Source organism: Roseiarcus sp. (genome assembly GCF_052145395.1).
GTDB lineage: Bacteria > Pseudomonadota > Alphaproteobacteria > Rhizobiales > Beijerinckiaceae > Roseiarcus.
Genome location: NZ_JBKQOT010000814.1, coordinates 1 through 2709, shown reverse-complemented (window position 1 = coordinate 2709; position 2709 = coordinate 1). Strand labels below are relative to the sequence as shown.

The window sequence follows — 2709 nt, the reverse complement described above, 5'->3', positions numbered from 1 at the left end:
CTCGGGCAGATTCTTCGCCTCGCGGCAGGCGGATGCGGCAAATCACCGCTGAGGCCCCGCCATTTCATCGCTCCGACGCCGCTCTACGATGTCATCTCACCACCATCGGCCAGGTGAGATGGTCGCGGAAGAAGGGCGGCGATCGGGCCAATGACAAGATCGCCTCACGAACGGCGCCACAACGGAGACCGCCGGAATTGTCTCCCGCGCCCCGGGCTCTGGCCAATCTTCGGAGACTGCGGCGAACGGTCAAAGACCTCCTGAACGGCTGAGCCGAACGAACGCCGAAGACCGTGTCACCTGCGCGCGTTGTAAGCGAACGCCTCTGCGGTCGTTTCGGCGATCGCCCGCATCAGCGGCAGCTTTTCAATCGGCTTATTGGAGGCGATGTCGCGCGCGAGCAACGCTAGCTCGTAGGCATAGGGCCCGGGCTTCTTCGTCGCAGGCCCCCGCAGCGCCAAAGCGCTGAGCGCGCAGGTTTTCGCCCAGTAGGCCCGCCGCCCAGGCAGATAAGTCTTCATCAGCGCGTCCACCCGCTGTTTCTTCGTCCTGGCGGGCGCCAGCAGGTTTTCGATCGTCTCGCCGGCCTCGAACCAGCTCTGCGCAGTCGCGCTCCCGATGACGGCGGCATGCGCCTGCGCGAGCGTTTCGGCGTCGGCTTCGAGTGGCAAGAGGTTCGCAAAAAGTTCGGCGGCCGCCTCCACAGCGCTCGTCGTGTCCGGCGTCAGCGGACCGAGGCCCAGCCGTTCGACGAGCCGCACGAGTTCGTAAGGCGGCGGGACCCCGGCGGCGAGATTGTCGGCGAGCGCTAGGCCAAGCATCCTTTGCGCTCCGGCGAGATCGGCGTCGGACGACGCGGCGGAGGATTTGACTTGCTCGAACAGCGCGTCGACTTCGGCCTTGCCGATGTCGTCCATGCACAGGATTTCGGCGACGCCCTGCGTCTTGATGAGCACGGCGAACGCGTTGTGTGCGCGGCCCTTGTGGGTCGCGAAGACGAGGCTGCGACCGCCCGAACCGTCTGAGACGGTCATCCTGATCTTGCGAAGTTCGTCGGCCGTGGTCATGACCGGTGCGCCGACTTTCGGCCGCAAGGCCCTGACCGCTGCGTCGGCCGCCGCGCGCCGCGCCTCGGGGACCCAGGTCCGCATGCGAACCAGCCGCTCGACGAGCCGGCTGTCGACACTGCGTCCGGAGATCGCGGCGAGCCCGTCGAGCGCGAACACCGCGATCTTCTGATCGGGGTGCAGCGCGAAACCGACGAAAGCCAGCGCGAGCGTTCCTTCCGCCTCGCTGGCGAGAACGTGCAGCAGTTCGGCGGCGGTTTCGTTCGGAAAGGCCGCCATTATGCTCGACAATTGCGCCTGGAGCGCGAAGCCGTCACCGTCGACCTGTTCGACGAGCTCCGCCAGCGAGGAGGTGAGACTCGCCTTTAGCTGCTCAGGGCTAACCGGCACGAAGTCCGCCTGTTCGAGGCTCGCCACGGCCGCCTGTTTCAGCACCTCCGGCGTCGGCCAGCCGGCTTCGGTCAGGATCCGGGAGAGCGACATCGCGGCGACGCCCTGCAGTTGGTCGGATTCGGCCGCATCGTCGATCATTTGCAGGATGTCTTCCCGCTCGTCGCGGGCTTGCCTGAGGCCGCCATTGCCGTCAATGCGCACTTTGTCGAGCACCTCGATCAACGCGCCGCCTATCCAGGACAACTCGTCGTCGTCGGGCTCATCGAAGGCACAGAGATCGAGGAAGCGGGCCAGCAACTCCGTGGCGCTGCGCTCGTCGTCGCTCAGCCCCATCGCTTCCTGAAGCGCAAGGAGTTCGGACGGATCGAGCTCCTCGAGCAATTGCGCGCCGGCCGACCCCGCGCCGCCGCGCGCAGCGCTGGCCCGTTTCGGCGATCTCGTCTTGCGCGTGCGCTTGGCTGCCGGCTTCTTCATGACCCGCTCCCTTAATCCGAGAATCTCCAGATAGAGGGCTCGGTCAGCCTAAGAGTGCCGCCGGCGGCGGCGTTTCTCAAGCTGGAAGCGTCGCCGTCCCCGGCCGATGCGCTTCGGAGGATGCCGGCTCCCCGTCGCGAGCCGACTAGCGGCGAATTTTCTGTCATCAAGACACTCCTCTTTCTCGTGGGGTTTGACGAACGCGTGACACCGAACGCCTCACGCTGTTGAGGTCGTCGGCGGCGGCCTCAATTCCGCAATCAACCGCAGGATGTTGACCAAGAGGTTTCTTTCGAGCTGAGCTGCTCTTGGATATCCGCCTGGCGTCGATGATCTCAAGCCGGGCGATATGTGGCTCGTGCCAGCGGGCATCCCGCATTCCATCCAGGGTCTGGAGAGCGGATGCGAGTTCCTGCTGGTGCCCGATCTGTTCGAGCTGATCATCGCTTTGGCGCGAGCGGCTCGGCCGGCGCGATCGCCGTCATTTCGCCGCGCGTCGGCGTCGCGCTGGTCGGCGTCGCCGTCGCCACCGCGCTGGTGCCGCCGCTCGCTGCGGCCGGGATATTGCTGGCGCGCGCGGACTTTCTGTTGGGGGGGCGCCCTGCTTCTCGCCGCGACCAACGTCATCGCCATCCAGTTTGCCTTTTCGGCAATTTTTTGGGTGAGCGGCTCTCGGCGGCCGACGTCGATGAGACAAGAAGGCGTCCTCGCCTCCCTGCAGCGTGACTTTCCGAGCATCGCGGTATGGGAAGTTTTTGAGACTAGCCCGTTTCAC

2 protein-coding genes are annotated in these 2709 nt (G+C 65.7%); one reads left to right on the top strand and one right to left on the bottom strand.

Annotation, left to right across the window (positions count from 1 at the left end; genetic code table 11):
• Nucleotides 1-296 precede the first annotated feature (296 nt).
• Nucleotides 297-1934: a hypothetical protein gene (locus tag ACLP25_RS28100; RefSeq protein ID WP_442472391.1), complete on the bottom strand. Its 1638-nt coding sequence runs from the start codon at nt 1932-1934 to the stop codon at nt 297-299.
• 402 nt (nt 1935-2336) lie between these two features.
• On the opposite strand from ACLP25_RS28100, the gene ACLP25_RS28095 reads away from it, so the two are divergent.
• Nucleotides 2337-2660 carry a DUF389 domain-containing protein gene (locus ACLP25_RS28095; protein ID WP_442472390.1) on the top strand — a complete coding sequence of 108 codons (324 nt, stop codon included), beginning with the start codon at nt 2337-2339 and terminating at the stop codon, nt 2658-2660.
• Nucleotides 2661-2709: the final 49 nt, after the last annotated feature.

Bases quoted from the DNA above. Each gene is read 5' to 3' on its own strand.
- ACLP25_RS28100 (WP_442472391.1), bottom strand. From the start codon at position 1,934: ATGAAGAAGCCGGCAGCCAAGCGCACGCGCAAGACGAGATCGCCGAAA.
- ACLP25_RS28095 (WP_442472390.1), top strand. From the start codon at position 2,337: ATGCGAGTTCCTGCTGGTGCCCGATCTGTTCGAGCTGATCATCGCTTT.